17 protein-coding genes are annotated in these 17,352 nt (G+C 72.5%); 13 read left to right on the top strand and 4 right to left on the bottom strand.

Going from position 1 to position 17,352, the window contains the following annotated elements; translation table 11 throughout:
- Positions 1-360: 360 nt before the first annotated feature.
- Complete coding sequence (locus JAO84_RS35505) at positions 361-1,296, bottom strand: amidinotransferase (RefSeq protein ID WP_370416561.1); 936 nt, start codon at positions 1,294-1,296, stop codon at positions 361-363.
- 226 nt (positions 1,297-1,522) lie between these two features.
- Positions 1,523-1,810, bottom strand: a complete 288-nt coding sequence (locus tag JAO84_RS35500; RefSeq protein ID WP_370416560.1) for a hypothetical protein — start codon at positions 1,808-1,810, stop codon at positions 1,523-1,525.
- A 48-nt stretch (positions 1,811-1,858) separates the two neighbouring features.
- Here JAO84_RS35500 and JAO84_RS35495 point away from each other — a divergent pair, with 48 nt between their 5' ends.
- The 10 genes from JAO84_RS35495 (at position 1,859) to JAO84_RS35450 (ending at position 12,314) form a co-directional block, all read left to right on the top strand.
- Entirely contained in the window at positions 1,859-2,884 is a 1,026-nt protein-coding gene (locus JAO84_RS35495; protein ID WP_370416559.1) for a hypothetical protein, read from the top strand.
- Positions 2,885-3,054: 170 nt separating this feature from the next.
- Positions 3,055-3,582: an EF-hand domain-containing protein gene (locus JAO84_RS35490; protein WP_370416558.1), complete on the top strand. Its 528-nt coding sequence runs from the start codon at positions 3,055-3,057 to the stop codon at positions 3,580-3,582.
- 146 nt (positions 3,583-3,728) lie between these two features.
- On the top strand, positions 3,729-4,799 hold the full coding sequence (locus JAO84_RS35485; protein WP_370416557.1) for an aminotransferase class I/II-fold pyridoxal phosphate-dependent enzyme: 1,071 nt from the start codon (positions 3,729-3,731) through the stop codon (positions 4,797-4,799).
- A gap of 15 nt (positions 4,800-4,814) precedes the next feature.
- Positions 4,815-5,930: a cupin domain-containing protein gene (locus tag JAO84_RS35480; protein WP_370416556.1), complete on the top strand. Its 1,116-nt coding sequence runs from the start codon at positions 4,815-4,817 to the stop codon at positions 5,928-5,930.
- Complete coding sequence (locus JAO84_RS35475) at positions 5,927-7,444, top strand: aspartate aminotransferase family protein (protein WP_370416555.1); 1,518 nt, start codon at positions 5,927-5,929, stop codon at positions 7,442-7,444. Before JAO84_RS35480 ends, JAO84_RS35475 begins: the two co-directional genes overlap by 4 nt.
- Positions 7,445-7,636: 192 nt before the next feature.
- Positions 7,637-8,851 (top strand): MFS transporter, encoded by a 1,215-nt coding sequence (locus JAO84_RS35470; protein WP_370416554.1) that lies wholly within the window; start codon positions 7,637-7,639, stop codon positions 8,849-8,851.
- A 31-nt stretch (positions 8,852-8,882) separates the two neighbouring features.
- The gene (locus JAO84_RS35465) at positions 8,883-9,242 is read left to right on the top strand and encodes a nuclear transport factor 2 family protein (RefSeq protein ID WP_370416553.1); all 360 of its coding nucleotides are present in this window, start codon (positions 8,883-8,885) and stop codon (positions 9,240-9,242) included.
- A 14-nt stretch (positions 9,243-9,256) separates the two neighbouring features.
- The gene (locus JAO84_RS35460; protein ID WP_370416552.1) at positions 9,257-10,078 is read left to right on the top strand and encodes an aldo/keto reductase; all 822 of its coding nucleotides are present in this window, start codon (positions 9,257-9,259) and stop codon (positions 10,076-10,078) included.
- 157 nt (positions 10,079-10,235) lie between these two features.
- Entirely contained in the window at positions 10,236-11,282 is a 1,047-nt protein-coding gene (locus JAO84_RS35455) for a TIGR03571 family LLM class oxidoreductase (protein WP_370416551.1), read from the top strand.
- 21 nt (positions 11,283-11,303) lie between these two features.
- Positions 11,304-12,314 carry an aldo/keto reductase gene (locus JAO84_RS35450; RefSeq protein ID WP_370416550.1) on the top strand — a complete coding sequence of 337 codons (1,011 nt, stop codon included), beginning with the start codon at positions 11,304-11,306 and terminating at the stop codon, positions 12,312-12,314.
- Between the two features lie 57 nt (positions 12,315-12,371).
- On the opposite strand, the gene JAO84_RS35445 is transcribed toward JAO84_RS35450, so the two are convergent.
- On the bottom strand, positions 12,372-14,033 hold the full coding sequence (locus JAO84_RS35445; protein WP_370416549.1) for an ADP-ribosyltransferase domain-containing protein: 1,662 nt from the start codon (positions 14,031-14,033) through the stop codon (positions 12,372-12,374).
- 106 nt (positions 14,034-14,139) lie between these two features.
- Positions 14,140-14,817 (bottom strand): macro domain-containing protein, encoded by a 678-nt coding sequence (locus tag JAO84_RS35440; protein ID WP_370416548.1) that lies wholly within the window; start codon positions 14,815-14,817, stop codon positions 14,140-14,142.
- A 212-nt stretch (positions 14,818-15,029) separates the two neighbouring features.
- On the opposite strand from JAO84_RS35440, the gene JAO84_RS35435 reads away from it, so the two are divergent.
- The 3 genes from JAO84_RS35435 (at position 15,030) to JAO84_RS35425 (ending at position 17,345) form a co-directional block, all read left to right on the top strand.
- Complete coding sequence (locus JAO84_RS35435) at positions 15,030-16,562, top strand: carboxylesterase/lipase family protein (RefSeq protein WP_370416547.1); 1,533 nt, start codon at positions 15,030-15,032, stop codon at positions 16,560-16,562.
- Between the two features lie 181 nt (positions 16,563-16,743).
- Positions 16,744-17,064 (top strand): hypothetical protein, encoded by a 321-nt coding sequence (locus JAO84_RS35430; protein ID WP_370416546.1) that lies wholly within the window; start codon positions 16,744-16,746, stop codon positions 17,062-17,064.
- Positions 17,061-17,345, top strand: coding sequence for a hypothetical protein (locus JAO84_RS35425; RefSeq protein ID WP_365760039.1), 285 nt, complete (start codon positions 17,061-17,063; stop codon positions 17,343-17,345). The genes JAO84_RS35430 and JAO84_RS35425 overlap by 4 nt, the downstream gene beginning before the upstream one ends.
- The last annotated feature ends 7 nt before the right edge of the window (positions 17,346-17,352 follow it).

Raw genomic sequence — 17,352 nt, 5'->3', positions numbered from 1 at the left:
TGCCCACCCTGCCGGGCATAAGGGTGCTCAGGAAGGAACCCCGTCAAGACCTGCCCCGCCTGCCTCTCGGAAGACCTGCCCGCGGCGGCGAGCAAGTGTCTGCACTGCGCCACCGAGCAGCCCCCGACCACCAGCACCGCAACAACTGCCTAGACCGGGCGGCCGGATGAGCACCGTGCCGGCGGCCGTGCAGCGCGGCTCCGGCCGGTTGACGGCTGTCGTTGCGGGTCCTCGGCCAGTGAACCGCCGGGCCGGCGCCGTATCGGCCACGGCGTACTCGCCCGACTCGCCCGGCCGCCGCACGGCGTCGATGTTGATGTTGTGGGCGTTGTCGCGGCCCGTGTACGCGGTGGGGGCCCCTCACCCGGAAGACCGACCCGTCCGGTGCCGGTCGCGGCGGACGTCGAGGGTGGCGCAGTGGAAGGAACCGCCGAGGGCCTGGACATGGCGGAAGGGACACGGCAGCGGGGTGAACCCCAGGGCGGCCAGCAGCTCTTGGACCTTCACGTCCTCGGCCTCGACGACCACGTGCCGGTCGTCGACCACGAGCAGGTTCATGTTCAGCCAGGCGCTGGTCATGTACAGCGGCGGACCGGGCGTGGGATCCGGCCAGGGAGCGGGGACCAGCTCCCAATCAGCCAGCGGGGTCCGCGCAAGATCGCCCGGATCGATCCGCTCCGGGTTGTACAGGGCGAGGCGCTCACTCAGCGGGCACAGCGTCGCGTCGATGTGCATCGCGTGCCGGTCTCTCGGGCGCAGGAGATGGACCGCGACATCGGGCCCGAGGCGCTGGCGCAGGTGCTCGACGCCGGACCGGTTGGTGACGTGGCTGAGCTGCCCGACGACGGTCCGCGGCCCCAGGCGCAGGAAATCGGCGGCATCCCAGGCCGGTCGCGCCTCCCCGATCACCCAGCTGTCCTCGATCACCGGGCCCTCCCGTACGGGATTCACGTCGAGGTCCACCCCGGACGGCATCCAGCGCGCACCGGTGCGACGCCACTCCTGAACGAGAGGCCAGTAGGCGAGCAGCTCGTGGCGGCGGCTGCGCCACGCCATCGGCGCCTCGATGACGCGGTCACCCATCACCAGCAGCGCGTCCCTGGGCATCGCCGCGCAGTATCCGGCCAGCCCCGCCCACGGCACGCGCCGCGGCCGCCGCACGAGGCACCCCATCCGCTCCAGCAGCTCGGCGAGCCCCTGAAGCTCCCGATCCGCCTCCAGGACCACATCGGGTGGATAGGCGTGCCCCGGTCGGAAGGCGTCCCAGTGCTCGGCGGGCATCGTCGCCTCCACCATGCGCCGGTCCTCTGCCGGGAACACCGCCCCGTATGCCGTACCGACCACGACCTCACGGAGGGGACTCCACTCGTCGCACGCTTCCACCACGGACCATCGCCTCCTCGACCGAGCGGCGGGTCCCCTGCGGTACCCGCCCGCCCAAGGATGCGGGCCGCCCCGGCCTGCCGCTCCTGCGACGCGAGCGGGCCACCCGTGTGGGGTACGCGTCGGGCCCCGCGCCCGGTCAGTAGGCGAAGGCGGATCTGCCGGCGGTCGTGGTCGCGACGCGGGTGATGCCGCTGTTGGCGGGCAGCGCGGTGACCGGTGTGTGGTCCCGAGAGGTGGTGGCGGTGTTGGTGCCGTCACCGAGTTGGTAGTAGTCGTTGTTGCCGAGAGTCAGCACGGAGCTGTCGGGCTGGGCGGCGAGGGTGAAGTCGTAACCGCCGGCGATGCTCTTGGTGCCTTTGAGCTTGTCGATGGGGACGGGCGTGGTGCGGTCCTCGCCCTGGCCACCGCCGTCGCCGCCGCGCACCCGTCCACCGCCGCGCCGCCCCCGGTTCCGCTCCCCGACGGTGATGCCATGCCGGTCGCGACGGCGACTCGCAATGGCGCCCCCGTCCCGGTGAAGGACGTGCTGAAGTCCTGCAAAGGGGCCGCCCATTGCGACTTCCGGATCGCGCAGGGGCCCACCGAGTACCTCAGCGCCGTCACCAACGTCGGCAGCGCGATCGTCAACTGCTCGAATGCCGACATGGTGGTCGAGCGCGAGGTGACTCTCGCCTCGTCCACCACCGACAACATCGAGGGAGAGATCTCCGGTTCCTGGACTCACGAGGGAACCGTCGACAAGACGGTCTGGGGTGAAAACCTCGCGGAGCACACCGAGTCGGCCAAGCTGCAGAACACGGGCACCACGACCGTGACGGGAACACAGCGGGATCAGTCCACTTCCAAGAACGGCACGATCGACCACACCGCGCCCAAGGACAAGGGCCCGAACACCGAGACGCACAAGTTCACGGAAACGACCAACGAGACCACGAGCCAGACGCAGAACCAGGCCCAGACCCAGACGGAAGTGGCCTCGTCCGCCAGGGGATCGGTCACCGGCCACGACGAACTGCACGTCGGCGTCAAGGACGCGTTCGCCGCCGCGTTCCGTCAACTGGCCGGCCGGGAGCTCACCCAGACGGTGCAGGAGCGGATGATGTACACCATCACCCTCAAGCCCAAGGACGTCCTCACCCTCGGGGCCCAGAACGCCATGGTCCGCACCCAGGGCACGCTCCGCGTCAACGACACCGCGGGCGCCGCCACGGTCCAGAACGTCACCGTGAACAGCCCCTCCACCACGAACGCCAGCTCCTTGACAGCCCAGACCTTCACGGACTACGGCAAGTGCATCGGGCTGCGGCCCTCCAAGAACGCCGCCGACCCGCAGCCCGGTCCCCGGACGCGGCGCGCCGCGGAGCCGGGCGCCGGACAGGCTCCCCGGCAGATCGCGGCCGCCCCGGGCCTCTACGAGATCCCGGATCCGCCCTCGGGGGCGAACCCCGACGCCGTTCACGTACTCCCGCTACCGCCGGGTACCACCGCCGGGCCGTGACCGCACGGAACCCGCGGAAAACAGTTCTTCATTTCATTGGGGAAAATGCTTGTCGGGGGTATCTGCCGTAAGACGGACGATTCTTGACAGGGGGAAAGCATCTCCAAATGATGAAGTCGGAGCATAAATTCGTGCTCCTGGTCGGTTACTCACCAAGAAGGAGGAATTTCATGTCATCGGACGTGCAGGAGCGAAAGCTCCAGCGTCATTTCGAACTGCTCGACATGGACCACAACGGGTTCATCGAGCAGCAGGACCTCGTCGCTTTCGCCGAAAGGATCACCGAGTCGGCGGGCGCCATGGGAACCCCGCAGGCCCAGGCCTTCCACTCGGAGGCCGAGCGGGTCTGGCAGGCGCTGCGCAAGGCCCTCGACACGGACGGGGACCAGCGGATCAGCCGGGACGAGTTCATCAGCGCGGCCGACATCAACCAGGTGATGAACGAGGCCGTCAAGCTCGGCCGGCTGTCCTTCGACGTCGTCGACCGCGACGGTGACGGCCGGATCAGCCAGGCCGAGTGGACGCGGATGGACCAGAGCATCGGCATCCCGCAGAAGGACAGCATGGCCGGGTTCGAGCACCTCGACCGCGACGGTGACGGCTACATCAGCCGCGACGAGTACCAGCGCGGCGTCGAGGAGTTCTACCGCAGCGACAACCCGTCGGCCGGCGGGAACTGGGCGCTCGGCAAGTTCTGACCCGTCCGCGGCCACCGGGTGACCACGCCCGGAGGGCGTTTCGGGGAGAGCCGGGCGGACGGCCGCCGTTCGGCTCTCTCCGGGTCCAGGAACAGCTCCCCTGAACAGGACGCCCCCGGCCGGGAACCAGAAGAGAGAATCACCCTTTGTGCGCTGACATCCGTGATCTCGTGCGGCCCGTCGTCCGGGCCCTGCCGCCCGCCGGCCCCTTCTCGCCCCGCCCGGAGCATCGCGGCGAGGTGAACCTCCGCTTCAACGAGAACACCTTCGGCGGCGACTGCTTCCGCTATCCCGACACCGGCCTCGACCCGCTGGCCGCCGCCTACCTCGCCGCCCTCGACCAGCTCGACCCCTCCCCCGACGGCCGGGCCGGCGCGCAGGAGCCCGGGCACGTCGTCCTCACCCGGGGCGCGGTCGACGCCCTGGAACTGGTCCTGCGCACCTTCTTCGAACCGGGCGTCGACGCCGTCGCGACCACCCCGCCGGTCTTCGGCTTCTTCGACCGCCTCGCTGCCCTGCACGGTCTCCCCCGCCACCACGTGCCGCTGCGCGGCACCCGCCATGACCGGCTCGACGTGGCGGGCCTGCTGGGTCTGCCCGTCAAGGGCATCCTCCTCTGCGACCCGGGCAACCCGACCGGTACCCGGCTGCGCGGGAGCGACGTCGCCGCGCTCCTCGACGGCTTCCCCGGTCTGGTCGTCATCGACGAGACGTACGCGGAGGTGGCACCCGGGCCCTCCCACCGGCACCGTATCCCCGCCCACCCCCGGCTCCTCGTGCTGCGCTCCCTGTCCAAGGGACTCGGCATGGCCGGCCTGCGGCTCGGCGCGATCCTCGCCGACCCGGCCCCCGTCACCGCCCTGCGCAGCGCGCAGGCGCCCTTCCCCGTGCCCTGCGAGGTGGTCGACCGCGCCCTCGCCGAACTGTCCCGCCCCGCCGAACTGGGCCGCAGGATCTCGCTCTTCGTCGCCGAACGCGATCGGCTGGCGGCGGCTCTGGCACGCTCCCCGTTCGTCACGCACGTCGCGGCCGACGCCGGATTCGTCACCGCCCACGTCACGGACACCGCCCGGGTGGCCGCCGCACTGGCCCGCGCCCGGCTCGCTGCCGTCGTCGAACCGGACGGCCTGCGCGAGCACGTGCGGATCTCGGTCGGCCGCCCGGACGAGAACCGCCACCTGGTCGCCGCGCTCGCGTCCCCGCACCCCGCCCCGTAAGAGACGAAGGACACCATGACCGACCAGCTCTCCCTGCCCCGTACCGACGCGCTGCCGCACCCGGCTCAGGAGTGCCCTGCGCCCTTCACCGTCGCCCGCTGCGACATCCGGGCCATCACGTCCGTCGACATCGCCGGAGAGCGCCATCTCCTCGGTGAGCAGCGGGACTTCCGGCGACACGAGGACCTGGCCCGGTTCCTTCCCGAGCACGGCCGTTTCTCGCTCGCCTGGGTACGTCTGCACGACGGGGAGCGGCTCGACGTCCACGAACACCCCGTCACGTCGATGATCCTGGTCTGCCGTGGCAGCGTCCGCCTGATCGGTGACCAGGAGCAGCTGCTGCGGGAGGGCGACACGGTGTGTGTGCCGGCCGGTGCCCGGCACGGGTTCGAGACCGGACCGGGCGAGGTCTTCCACGGGCTTTCGGTGCAGTTCGAGGGAGCGGGTCTTTACGAGGACGAGGGGCGCGCCCGGGTCCGCTTCGCGGGGACGGGGCAGGCGTCGTCGTCGGGTTATGAGGAGCTGGAGCGGCTCAACTCCGAGCGGCTGCGCCGCTACTCCTCCCACCGGCTCTTCACACCCTTCGACGACGGGACCGTGGCACGCGACCCGGCCGCCCGCGCCCGCTTCCTGTCCGCCCTCTATGTCTGGTCCCGCGCCTTCCAGCGGATGCTCTACGCCCGCCAGGCGTTCTGCGCCGACCCCCGTCTCAGCGAGCTCTACGCCGGCCACCTGCGCGAGGAGTTCGGACACGACGTCCTGCTGCGGGAGCGCCACGGTGTCACGGAGGAGGTCTACGACCCGATCCTGGAGGCGGCGGGAAACTGGTTCGTCGGCCAGATGCTCCGCGCGGGCGAAGCGGCCAGGATCGTCATCGTGCACATGGTGGTGGAGTCCAGCTGCGAGGTCTTCGGCGACCGCACGCGCGTCGCCTTCCCGCATGCCGGAAGGCCCGAGGACTCCTACTTCGACCTGCACGCCGCCGTCGACGAGGACCACAGCGCCCTCGGCCGCGACCATCTGCGCACGCTGTCGGCCGACGAGTTCCCGGAGTTGCTGCGGATCTGCGAACGCGCCTGGGACCAGCTGGAGTTGGCCCACGACCGCATCGCCGCCCACATCCTGCGGTGACGGAGCGGATCGCGGCCGAACTGGTCCGCGACTACCTGCGCTGGCACCGGTCCGTCGGCGGTGCTCCGGTCCGCGCCGACGAGGGCGTACGGGCCCTGTTGCGGGACCTCTCCCGCCGCATGGCCGAGCGGTCGACGCCCTGGCCCGCGCCCGGCTACCTCGCCCACATGACCGGGGACACCCCGGTCGCCGTCACGCTGGCCTATCTGTGCGCCCTGCTCTACAACCCCAACAACATCGCGCCCGAGACCTCGCCCGTGACCACGGAGCTGGAGTACGAGGTCGCGGACGACCTGTGCCGGCTGGTCGGGCACGCGCCCGGCAGCGGCTGGGCCCATCTGTGCTCGGGGGCGCACGCCGCCGGGTACGAGGCGCTGTGGATCGCCCGCAACCTGACCGCGCTCGCGCCCGCCGCCGCACGCCACCCGGCCGGCCGCGACCTCCTCGCGGACGTGTCCCCCGCACGTCTGGCCAACCTCCCGGTGCCGTCCGTCCTGGACCTCGTCGAGCGGCTGGCGGCGCGAGGCGCACTGCACGAGGTACGACGGCTCCGGGCGCCGGCCGGGAACGCGGCGCTGCTCGTCGGCCGCACCGCGCACTACGCGTGGGCCAAGGCCGCCGACCTCCTGGGCTTCGCCGAGGACCGGGTCGAGCAGGTGGGCGTCGACCGGCACCACCGCATGGATCTCACGGACCTCCGGGCCCGTGTCGAGCGGCTGATCGCGGCCGGACGGCCCATCGCCGCGGTGGTCGTCACGGTCGGCACGACGGCGGAGGGAGCCGTCGACGACCTGGCGGGCGTCCTCCGGATCCGCACCGCGTGCGAGCGCCGGTTCGGGGCCGGGTTCCCCGTCCACGTCGATGCCGCGTACGGGGGCTACTTCCGTACGGTCCTCGACGTCGAGGACACGGACGCCCGCCCGCTGAAGCCCGAGGTGGCCGCCGCCCTCCAGGCGCTGCCCCATGCCGACTCGGTGACCGTGGACCCGCACAAGTGCGGGCAGGCGCCGTACCCGGCCGGTGCGCTGGTCGTCCGGGACCGACGGGCCCTCGCCGTCGTGGCCACCCGTGACGGCTGCTTCGGCGAGCCGCGGCCGGACGGTGGACTCCCCTTCGCCCCGTACACCCTCGAAGGCGCCCGCCCCGGCGCCGCCGCGGCGGCCGTGTGGGCCGCCCACCGGCTCGGCGGACTGCACACGGGCGGGTACGGACGGCTGCTCGCCGGCTGCCTCGGCACCGCCCGCCACCTCCACCAGGCCTTCACCGCACCGCTCGGGTCGGTCGCGCCGGGACCGACCAGCGCGTACGCGCCCGACCTCGCGATCCTGAACCTCAACCCCGGCGCACCCGGCACCGGCGACCCGCGGGCCTGGTCCGCGCGCCTCCGGGAATCCGGGCTCTGGGTCTCGGCCGCACGGGCCGACACCATCCGCCTCTGCGTGATGAAGCCCCTCGACGCCCGGGGCCGCGACCGCGTCGAGCAATCGTTGCGGCAGGCGTTCGAGAGACCGTGACGATCCGGACCGGTCTCGGACCATGATCCGGCCGACTGCACGGACGCCGATGTGTGCCGCGTCCGACTGCGCCCGACGGCAGTCCACACCGCCCGCGGAAGCAATCAACCCGCGCTTGCAATCATGACGCGTATGCAATTATTGTTTCAGCACGTAAGGAGCTCCATCAAGCAAGTACGGAAGGACGGAGCCATGCCGCTCGCGCTCCTCGCCCTGGCACTCGGGGCATTCGCGGTGGGAACGACCGAGTTCGTGGTCATGGGGCTGCTGCCCGAGATAGCCGGCGACTACGGCGTCACCATCCCCACCGCGGGACTGCTGGTCACCGGTTACGCGCTCGGTGTCGTCCTCGGCGCGCCGCTGCTCACCGTGCTCGGCAACAAGGTGAGCCGGAAGCGGATGCTCATGCTGCTGATGGGCCTGTTCGTGCTGGGCAACACGCTCTCCGCCCTCGCGCCGACCTTCGGTCTGATGCTGACCGGCCGCGTGGTCGCCTCGCTCGCCCACGGTTCGTTCTTCGGCATCGGCTCCGTCGTCGCGGCCGGCCTCGTCGCCCCCGAGAAGAAGGCCGGCGCCATCGCCACCATGTTCACCGGCCTGACCGTCGCCAACATCGTCGGCGTGCCGCTGGGCACGTTCATCGGGCAGGCGGTGGGCTGGCGCACCACCTTCGCCGTCGTCGCCGCGCTCGGCGTGCTCGGGCTGCTCGGCATCGCCCGCCTCGTGCCCGCCATGCCGCGTCCCGAGGGCGCGCGCCTCGGCCGAGAGCTGACCGCCTTCCGCAACCCGCAGGTGCTGCTCGCGATGGCGATGACCGTGCTCGGCTTCGGCGGTGTCTTCACCGCGATCACCTACATCGCGCCGATGATGACGCACGCCGCCGGCTACTCGGACGGCGCCGTGACCTGGCTGCTCGTGCTGTTCGGCATCGGCATGTTCCTGGGCAACCTGCTCGGCGGACGCTTCGCCGACCGGGCGCTGATGCCGCTGCTGTACGTCACGCTCGGCGGCCTCGCGGTCGTGCTGACCCTGTTCACCGTGACCGCGCACCACAAGGTCCTGGCCGCGCTCACCATCCTGCTCGTCGGGGCACTCGGCTTCGCGACCGTGCCGCCGCTACAGAAGCGGGTCCTGGACCAGGCGCACGGCGCGCCGACGCTGGCCTCGGCCGTGAACATCGGCGCCTTCAACCTCGGCAACGCGCTCGCCGCGTGGCTCGGCGGGCTCGTCATCTCCGCCGGTCTCGGCTACACGGCCCCGAACTGGGTCGGCGCCGCCCTGGCCGCCGCCGCGCTGCTCCTCGCCTTCTGGTCGGCGGCCCTCGAGCGCCGGGCCCCGGCGAAGGACACCGGCGCGGACCGGGCCGACGCCACCGCGGCCCCCGCGCCCGTCCCCGTACACCACTGATCCCCCCGACACCCACGGCAGGAGCCGCGCCATGAGCACCCTCCCCACCCGCACCCCGCAAGAGGTCTTCGCCGACCACGGCCGGCGCCTCGGCACCGGTGACCTGGACCGCATCAGCGAGAACTACACGGAGGACGCCGTCTTCCTCACCCCCGAGGGCGTCCTCACCGGACGCGCGGGAGTCCGCGAGGGCATCGGCCGGCTGCTCGCCGACCTGCCCGACGCCGACTGGCGGCTGACCCCGCGGTTCGCCGGGGACGTGCTGTTCCTGCAGTGGATCGCCGCCGGCAGCGCCCACGAGGTCACCGACGGCGTCGACACCTTCGTCTTCCGCGACGGGCTCATCAGCGCCCAGACCGTCCGCTACACCCTGACCGACCGCACCGCGTAAGGAAACACACCACCATGAGCACCCCCACCGTGAAGCTGAACAACGGCGTCGAGATCCCGCAGCTCGGCTTCGGCGTCTTCCAGGTCGCCGACGACGCGACCACCGCCGCCGTCTCCGCCGCCCTCGAGGCCGGCTACCGCAGCATCGACACCGCCGCCATCTACGGCAACGAGGCCGGTGTCGGCCGTGCCCTCGGCGCCTCCGGGCTGGCCCGCGAGGAGCTGTTCGTCACCACCAAACTGTGGAACGCCGACCAGGGCTACGACGCCACCCTGCGCGCCTTCGACGCCAGCCTGGCCAAGCTCGGCCTGGACTACGTCGACCTGTACCTGATCCACTGGCCGGCCCCGGCCCGTGACCTGTACCGCGACTCCTGGCGTGCCCTGGAGCGGCTCGCCGAGGAGGGCCGGATCCGTGCCGCCGGCGTCTCCAACTTCCAGCCCGCGCACCTGCGCCGGCTGACGGAGGGCTCCGCGCTGACCCCGGCCGTCAACCAGATCGAGCTGCACCCCGCGCTGCAGCAGTCCGAGCTGCGCGCCTTCCACGGCGAGCACGGGATCGTCACCGAGGCGTGGAGCCCGCTGGCGCAGGGCGCGGTCCTGGACGACCCGGCGATCACCGCGATCGCCGCCGCCCACGGCAAGTCGCCGGCGCAGGTCGTCATCCGCTGGCACCTGCAGCTCGGCAACGTGGTCATCCCCAAGTCGGTGACCCCGGCCCGGATCCGCGCCAACTTCGACGTGTTCGACTTCGTCCTGTCGGACGAGGAGATGGCGTCGATAGCCGGTCTCGACCGCGGCCTGCGCACCGGCCCGCACCCCGACGAGCTGAACTGACCCCGTGCGCCCCACCGGGCGCATCCCTCACCCCCACGCCCTCCCCCGTTCCCTCCCCTGCCGGCTCGCGCTCGCGTGCCGCGGCCCCCGTTCCGGGCCGCCCGTCCGGAACGGGGCCGGGGCCCGGGCGCGAGCGCGGACGTCCGGAAGGCCCCCCGTGCCCACCCCGCACCCCTCCCTCGCCCGGCTGGCTCCCGCCGCCGGGCGCCTCACTCTCGGTCTCGAACTGCCCCTCGACAACGACTGGGGCGTCGAGCGCGGCCGCGCCGACCGCGCGGCCGGCCGGCCCTTCGGCGTCCCCGACCTGACCGCGCAGACCCGGCTCGCCCGGCTCGCCGACCGGCTCGGCTTCGCCGCGCTGTGGCTGCGCGACGTCCCCCTCTACGACCCCGTCGCCTTCGGCGACGCGGGCAGCGTCTTCGAGACCTTCACCCACCTCGGGCACCTCGCCGCCGTGACCGAGAACGTGGTTCTCGCGACCGGCGCGATCGTGCTGCCGCTGCGCGAGCCCCTCCTCATCGCCAAGGCCGCGGCCACGGTCGACGTGCTGTCCGGCGGGCGGATGCTGCTCGGTCTCGCGAGCGGCGACCGGCCGGTGGAGTACCCGCTGTTCGGGCGGGACTTCGACGGGCGCGGCACCGCGTTCCGCGAGGGCGTCGAGACGCTGCGGGCGGCCTGGCGCCCCGGCCCGCTGCAACTGCCCGGCCTCGGCCTCGACGCGCACCGGCAGCTGGAGGTGCTGCCCCGGCCCGTCGCCCCGGCGGGGATCCCGATCGCCGTCGCCGGCGGCGCGCAGCAGACTCCCGCCTGGATCGCGGAGCACGCCGACGCCTCGCTCAACTATCCGCGCGACCTGGGCGCGCTGCGGCTGCGCCTGCGCGAGTGGCGCGAGCTGACCGGCGGAGCGGCCGGCGGGACCGGTGTCGGCACCAATGGCGGGAAGCCGTATCTGACGCCGATGGTCCTCGGTCTCCAGGGGGACCCGGCCGCGCCGGCGCGGCCGATCCGCCTCGGTCTGAGCACCGGCCGGGAGGCCCTGATCGAGCACCTGGGGCGGATGGCCGAGCTCGGCGTCTCGCACGTCTCCTTCAATCTGCGGCCCAATGACCGGCCGGTGGAAGAGCTGCTGCACGAGCTCGCCGAGTACGTGCTGCCGCATTTTCCGGCGCCGACGGCACCCGTTCCTCCCACCCCTCACCCCTAGACAACTGAGAAGGTCATCACCATGTCGCTCACCGAAATCCTCCCCGGCCGACTCGGCTTCGGCACCGCCCCGCTCGGCAACATGTTCCGCGCCATCCCCGACGCCGAGGCCCTCGCCACCGTCGAGGCGGCCTGGGACCAGGGAATCCGCTTCTACGACACCGCCCCGTTCTACGGCGCGGGCCTGGCCGAGGAGCGGCTCGGCCAGGTGCTCTCCGGCAAGCCGCGCGACTCCTACGTCCTGTCCACCAAGGTCGGCCGGGTCATCCTCGACGAGCACGAGACCGCCGCCCGCGAGCTCGGCGAGAAGGGCGGCCTGTTCGAGCACGGCAACCCGAACAAGATCGTCCACGAGTGGACCGCCGAGGCCACCGAGCGCTCCATCGAGGACAGCCTCAAGCGCCTCGGCACCGACCGCCTGGACATCGTCTGGGTCCACGACATCGCCCAGGACTTCCACGGCGATCTGTGGCTGAGCAAGTTCGAGGAGGCCCGCACCGGTGCCTTCCGCGTGCTGTCCCGGCTGCGCGACGAGGGCGTCATCAAGGCCTGGGGCCTCGGCGTCAACAAGACCGAGCCCATCGAGCTGACCCTCGCCCTCGACGAGCCGCAGCCCGACGGCTTCCTGCTCGCCGGCCGCTACACCCTCCTCGACCACGAGCACGCCCTGGAGCGCCTGCTGCCCATGGCCCAGGAGCAGGGCGTCGACATGGTCGTCGGCGGCCCCTACAGCTCCGGCATCCTCGCCGGCGGCACCCACTTCGAGTACCAGCAGGCCCCGGCGGAGATCGTCGAGCGGGTCGGGAAGCTGAAGGCGCTCACCGAGCGCCACGGCGTCTCCATCAAGGCCGCCGCCCTGCAGTTCTCCCTCGCCCACCCGGTCGCGGCCGCCGTCATCCCCGGCGCCACCCGCCCCAGCCGGATCGCCGAGGACACCGCCGCCCTGAACGAGACCGTCCCGGCCGCGTTCTGGACCGACCTCCGCGCCGCCGGCCTGGTCAGCCCCGCCGCGCCGCTCCCCCACGGCGCCTGACCGTTGGGCCGTGCCCCGGTCCGCCCCTTTCGCAGGGCGGACCGGGGCGCCGGTGGGTCAGGAGACGAGCGGTGCGTCCACCTCGGTGAGCTTCACCGTGCACAGTCCGCCGCGTTCGGTGGTCACGTCCGTGACCTCCAGCTGGGTGCCCGGGGCGAGGATGTACTCCTCCTCGCCGGTGAACGCGGAGAAGCTGCGGATGCCGACCGCACGCGCGGGGGTCACCTCGAACAGGGTGCGCTTGCCGCGGCTGCCCAGGAAGGCCCGCGCGACGCTCAACTTCGAGGTGCACGAGGAGACGCCCCACCAGGTGACCGTGGAGCCGAGGGGGTACTGGCGGCGCAGGTCGAGACCGACACCGCGCCACAGCGGCTCGGTGCGGGCGGGGAGTCCGGAGACCGCCGAGAACAACAGCCGCAGGTAGGGCAGATACGGTTCGAGGCGGCTGCGGTCCGGGGAGCGCAGCACGGCGTTGATGGTGCGGTAGAAGCCCGACTCGCAGGTGTAGAGAAAGAGCGCGGCGATGGCGTCGGCGGACAGTCCGCCGCCGGCCGGCTCGTCGGCCCGCCGCTTGCCGAACTCGCGCGAGCGGTCGATGTGCCGGGCGAGCCCGGCGAGCACGCCGGTGACCGGGGCGACGGCGTCCTCGAAGGACATCAGCGGAGTGTCGAACACTCCGGTGACCGGCGGCAGGACCTGGCCCTCGTCCCGGACGCTGGTGAGCCGCTCCAGATACAGCTGGTGCAGTTCCATCGTGGAGGCGATGAAGGCGCCCATGCGCGCGGCGACATCGGCGTCCGGGGCCGCCGAGCCCGTACTCGTACCCGTACCGGCGCTGTCGCCATCGCCGGCGGTCGGCTTGTTCCAGCCCTTGCTGGGCAGCCAGTCGACGGGGTCCGCGCCGAGCGACAGCAGGGCGTCGTTGACGGTGGCGAGATGATCGCCCTCGCAGAAGATGTCGCCCTGCGCGGCCGGGTTGGCGTGGTCGATGTGCCGGACCTCCACGCCCGGGTACTTCTTCTCCAGGCGGAGCACGGTGCGCTTCAGGCTGCGGGCGTGGGCGCCCCACCAGGCGAAGACGACGCCGCGGTCCTCCGGGTCCTCGGCCTCCTGCTTGGCCCGGAGGATCTCCTCGACGATCCGCTCGGCGACCGGCCGCCAGAAGGTGGTGTGCTGGTCGGTGCCCATGGCGCCGTCGGCGCTGGCGGTCAGCGAGGCGTTGAGCAGCAGCACGCCCTGGGTGAGCATGGCCTGGAACCACTCGGGCGGCTGGACCGTGTCGCGTTCCTTGAGGAGGGCGCGGACGTCGGCGATGGGGGTCTTCTTGACGATGCCGTACTTCCACATCGCGGCCGCCTTGATGAGGCAGCGGATGCTGACGACCCGCCCGAACTGGCTGTCCTTCCAGTCGTTGAAGGTGTTGTCGAACATCGCGATGCCGGTGGCGCTCTCCGGCCGCGGATAGGGGTTCTGGCCGAAGACGACGACCTTCCACTTGTGCGGCGGGTTGGGCTTGAGCGCCTGGAAGGTCAGTTCGCGGACGGGTACGACCTGGGGGCTGCGGCCGGGTCCGATGAAGTGGGCGGCATCGTGGCGGGCCTCGATGACGGGCTTGAGGACCGGCAGCCAGGACTCGCCGCCGCCGGTGAAGAGCTCGGCGAGGGCCAGCGGGTCGTTCGGGTCGGGCTGGGGCGCGGGCGTGGCGGTGACGTCGCTCAAGGAGGAACTCCCGGTCGTGGTGCCTGAGGGGTGGGGGTGGCAGCCGGCCGTCGTGGCGGTGCCGGAGGCGGTCGAGGTGGTGTTCGAGGTGGTGGTCGAAGTGGCCTCAGCGGCGAAAGGAATGCCCTTTCGGCGGCATGATCCGCACCCTCGTGGTCTCCGGGGCCTGGTCGATGCCGGCGAGCTGGGTGGTGATGATGGCGCGCAGCTCGTCGTCGTCCTCGAACCAGTGGTCGTGGAAGAGGGTGTAGCCGGTCCACATCAGGTTGGCGCAGATCCGGGCCGGCACCCGGCCGGTCGCGGCGCCCATCCCGACCAGGGCGACCGAGCGGATGCTGCCGGGCGCCTTCCGGTTGTGCCGGTGCACGGCCTGGAAGGCCGCCGCGCAGGCCATGGCGACGTTGAGGGTCTCGCTCACGTTCTGCGAGGAGCCCACCATGGTCGGCGTGGAGATCACGAAGCGCGGGACGGTCGCTCCGGACGGCACGCACACCGCGCTGCCGACCGGCATGCGGCCGACGAACCGGTCGCGGATCGCCCGCTGCACCCGCAGCTGGATGCCCGCCCCGAGATGCCGCTTGATCACGGCGTCGACGCCGCCGTCCATCCGTCCCGCCGCGTTCGTCGGCGTGACCCACGCGTCCACGTCCTCGTCGAGGATCGAGCCCCGCCGGATCTCGATCCCGGGTGTGTCGGCGAACGCCGCCCGCCAGGCCTCCACCACACCCGCGTTGACGTCCGTCAGAACCACTCGCAGCGTGGTGTCCGCACAGCCCATGGTCATCGATGCCCCCCAGTCAGGAACGGTCTCTTCCAACACCCCCGACGCTATCCCCCACCACTGACAACGCCCTGGGGCCGCAGGGGCGCTGACCTGCCGTCACCCGGTGCCGGGTCCCGGTCCGAGTCGGCGGACGAGCGGGCGGGCGCGCCGTCCGCTACAAATGATCTTCGACTGGACGAGGGTCCGGAGAGACGGGGGCGTCGGTGGACGCGATGTCAGGGACGGGGAACGCGTTCCGTACGTCGAAGGGCCGGGTGCGCGGCCGGCGGGCGGACGACGGGGTCGTGGCCGTGCTCGGCGTCCCGTACGGGGCGCCGCCCTTCGGCGCGGACCGGTTCCGGCCGCCGCGTCCGGCGGGCGGGTGGAGCGGGACGCGGGACTGCACGGCCTTCGGGCCGATCGCCCCGCAGTCGGCGCGGCTGCCGGGTGCGCCGGTGTGGGAGCCGGGCGACGAGGACGTCCTCACCGTCAACGTATGGACGCGGCCGCGTCCGGACACCGACGCGCCGCTGCCGGTGCTCGTGTGGATCCACGGCGGCGCGTACACCTTCGGTTCGCCCGCCCAGCCCGACTTCGACGGTGCCGCACTGGCCCGTGCCGGGGCGGTCGTGGTGAGCGTGGGTCACCGGATCGGTTTCGAGGGTTTCGGCCATGTGCCCGGATTTCCGGACAACCGCGGGCTGCTCGACGTGGTGGCGGCGCTGCGCTGGATACGGGACGAGATCGCCGCGTTCGGCGGCGACCCGGGGCGGGTCACGGTCGCCGGACAGTCCTCCGGTGCCGGGTCGGCGGCGTGCCTGATGGCGATGGAGGAGGCGCGCGGGCTGTTCCACCGGGTGATCGCCCACAGCGTGCCCAGCGCCTTCTTCACGCCCGGGGTGGCCGCCGCCGTGACCGCCGCCGTCGCGGCGGAGGCCGAGGTCGCCGCGACAGCCGACGGGCTGCGGTCCGCCGCGCCGGAGCGGCTCGTGGCGGCCGCCGACCGGGTCGCCGCGCGCTGCCGGGACGGCGACCCGGTGGCGGCGGTTCAGGCGTACAACCCGGTGGTGTTCCAGCCCGTGATCGACGGCACGGTGCTGCGGGCGAACCCGCTGGACGCAGCGGCGACCGGGGCGGCGCGGGACGTGGACCTGCTGGTGTGCCACGCCGTGGAGGAGTGCTGGTTCCTGCACCGGGTCGGGGCGATCAGGGACGTCACGACCGAGGACGAACTCGACGCCTTCGTACGGGCCTTCCCGCTGCCCGCCGCGCCGGCCGCCGGGTACCGGGAGCTGATGCCGCAGGCGCCGGTACGGGACCGCTATCTGGCGCTGTTCGGCGACGCGCAGTTCGGCGAGTACAGCAGCCGGCTCGCCGAGCGGCACGCCCGGGCCGGCGGCCGGGCCCACCTGTCCCGCTTCGCCCGCACGCGCCCCGTCCCGGGCGGCCGGGCCCGGCCCTGGCACACCGCTGACGTGCCCTTCGCCTTCGGCAACCTCGACGCGGAGGGCGCCGACTTCCTCCTCGGCGGCGCCCCGGACGCGGACGACCGCGCCCTGTCCGCGCGCATGGTGCGCGCCTGGGTGGATTTCGCCGCCACCGGCGACCCCGGTTGGCCGGCGCTCACTCCGGACGCCACGCCGGTCCGTCACTGGGCTGTGCCCGGGGACCGCATGACGGACGACGTCACGGCCCCGGGCCGCCGGGCGCTCTGGAGGGGGGTCGGCTTCGGCCCGATCCGACTCCCGGAGGGGGATGACGGGTGACGGAGGAGAACTCTCACCCTTGACCCGAGGGTGAGGGTTCACTCGATGAGAGGTGACGAGCTGTCACCGGCGCCTGTACGTACCTCGCCGTGTTCTGGCCGTATTCCCGGTGTCCGGCACCTCCCCCCGGGGGCCGGGCCGGCAGTACCGTGGGAGGCGTACGAGACGAGGAGGCACGTTCATGAGTCCTCTGCCCCGCCACACCGTTTACGCCAGCCCGTACCGGCTCGAGGACCACGAGGGTCCGCAGACGCTCGCCGAGCTGCGTGCCGCGCTCGCCGACATCGATCCCGCCGAACTGACCGCCTTCGACGCACGCCTCGAGGCCGCCCGGTTCGGGGACGGGTATCGCGCGGTCATCACGCAGGCCCGGCAGCTGGTGGCGATCCGGACCCGCCCGGAGGTCCGGGAGGCGATACGCGCGTCGCTCGCCGGTGAGACGGAACTGATGACGGTGGAGGATCTGTTCGCCGAGCTCGACAAGGGCGGCGCCGCCTCGTGACCCACTGGATGGTCGAGATCCCCCGCCGGCTCTACAACGAGATCGCCCACCTCTCCCCCGGCGGCCGCCGCGCCCTCCACGACGCACTGGCCGCGCTGGCCGAGGACCCCCGCCCGCCCGAGTCCCGGCCCCAGCCGGTGCGGGGCGCGGAGCTGCGCCGGGTCGCCACCCTGCCGGCCGGCGACAACGGTCTGACCATCACACTCCTTTACCGGGTCCACGACCCCGTCGGCGACGAGCCGGGCCGGGTCGAGATCATCTTCCTCGTCGCCGGGCCGTAGCCTCCGG

It is taken from the genome of Streptomyces fradiae (assembly GCF_041270065.1).
GTDB lineage: Bacteria > Actinomycetota > Actinomycetes > Streptomycetales > Streptomycetaceae > Streptomyces.
This window is presented reverse-complemented; position numbering and strand designations above follow the sequence as displayed.

Bases quoted from the DNA above. Each gene is read 5' to 3' on its own strand.
- JAO84_RS35450 (WP_370416550.1), top strand. From the start codon at position 11,304: ATGTCGCTCACCGAAATCCTCCCCGGCCGACTCGGCTTCGGCACCGCC.
- JAO84_RS35480 (WP_370416556.1), top strand. From the start codon at position 4,815: ATGACCGACCAGCTCTCCCTGCCCCGTACCGACGCGCTGCCGCACCCG.
- JAO84_RS35470 (WP_370416554.1), top strand. From the start codon at position 7,637: ATGCCGCTCGCGCTCCTCGCCCTGGCACTCGGGGCATTCGCGGTGGGA.
- JAO84_RS35440 (WP_370416548.1), bottom strand. From the start codon at position 14,817: ATGACCATGGGCTGTGCGGACACCACGCTGCGAGTGGTTCTGACGGAC.
- JAO84_RS35460 (WP_370416552.1), top strand. From the start codon at position 9,257: ATGAGCACCCCCACCGTGAAGCTGAACAACGGCGTCGAGATCCCGCAG.
- JAO84_RS35490 (WP_370416558.1), top strand. From the start codon at position 3,055: ATGTCATCGGACGTGCAGGAGCGAAAGCTCCAGCGTCATTTCGAACTG.
- JAO84_RS35435 (WP_370416547.1), top strand. From the start codon at position 15,030: ATGTCAGGGACGGGGAACGCGTTCCGTACGTCGAAGGGCCGGGTGCGC.
- JAO84_RS35505 (WP_370416561.1), bottom strand. From the start codon at position 1,296: ATGGTGGAGGCGACGATGCCCGCCGAGCACTGGGACGCCTTCCGACCG.
- JAO84_RS35465 (WP_370416553.1), top strand. From the start codon at position 8,883: ATGAGCACCCTCCCCACCCGCACCCCGCAAGAGGTCTTCGCCGACCAC.
- JAO84_RS35430 (WP_370416546.1), top strand. From the start codon at position 16,744: ATGAGTCCTCTGCCCCGCCACACCGTTTACGCCAGCCCGTACCGGCTC.
- JAO84_RS35495 (WP_370416559.1), top strand. From the start codon at position 1,859: ATGCCGGTCGCGACGGCGACTCGCAATGGCGCCCCCGTCCCGGTGAAG.